Below are 940 nucleotides of genomic sequence, written 5' to 3' on the forward strand. Positions count from 1 at the left end.
CTAAATAGCTGTTCCTAATAGTAGATCTCTCAGGGAAGGGAACTCAGTCCAAATTGTGCGATCTGATCAGTTACCACACAAAATCATATCCACGCAGAGGACTGAGCAATGGCCATCATAGCACCGATTCCACGTCCGGAACGTCGAAGAATGCACAAAGCGATTCAATCAACAGCAGATAAAGGGTTTGCCCGTCGATTAATTGCACTTCTTGCCCTGCATGATGGCAAGTCTATTGTTGAGGTTCATGCCCTGACTGGTGCTGCTCGCTCTTCTATCGGACGCTGGATTAACTGGTTTACTGAGTGTGGCATTGACGGATTGAAATCTATGGATGCCGGCCGTCCATCGCTGTTACCCATGAATGAAATGCTTTCTATGTTAGTACTTCTGATTCAACTATCACCACAGGATTTAGGGTATCAGCGAAGCCGCTGGAGTACCGAGCTGCTGACACTAGAATTGAACAAATTGTTTCGTTCATCCGTTGCTGCCTCAACTGTCCGTCGCTGGTTGCCAAAAGCTGGCATTGTTTGGAGACGAGCAGCACCAACACTCTGTATCAGAGATCCACATCGCACTGAAAAGATGGATAAAATCAATCAGGCCTTAGTCAATTGCTCTGCAAGACACCCTGTCTTTTACGAAGATGAAGTTGATATCGATTTAAACCCTAAGCTCGGTGCTGATTGGGTGATGAAAGGCCAGCAAAAACGCGTTCCGACACCGGGAAAAAATGAAAAGCACTACCTTGCGGGCGCACTGCATTCGGCAACAGGCAAGGTGTTATATGTCAGCAGCGGCAGCAAAAACTCAGAGTTGTTCATCGCGATGTTAGAGATGCTCAAGCGCCACTATCGTGGCGCAAAGACGATCACGCTTATCTTGGATAACTACATCATTCACAAGAGTCGGAAAACACAAGCCTGGCTAAAACAAA

The 940-nt window shown here is 46.8% G+C and carries 1 protein-coding gene; it reads left to right on the forward strand.

The annotated features are described in order from the left end of the window. Nucleotides 1-108 precede the first annotated feature (108 nt). Nucleotides 109-940 (forward strand): IS630 family transposase (locus NHN17_RS25825; RefSeq protein ID WP_255045535.1); only part of this gene is annotated, 832 nt, incomplete at its 3' end.

It is taken from the genome of Photobacterium pectinilyticum (genome assembly GCF_024357955.1).
Classification (GTDB): domain Bacteria; phylum Pseudomonadota; class Gammaproteobacteria; order Enterobacterales; family Vibrionaceae; genus Photobacterium; species Photobacterium pectinilyticum.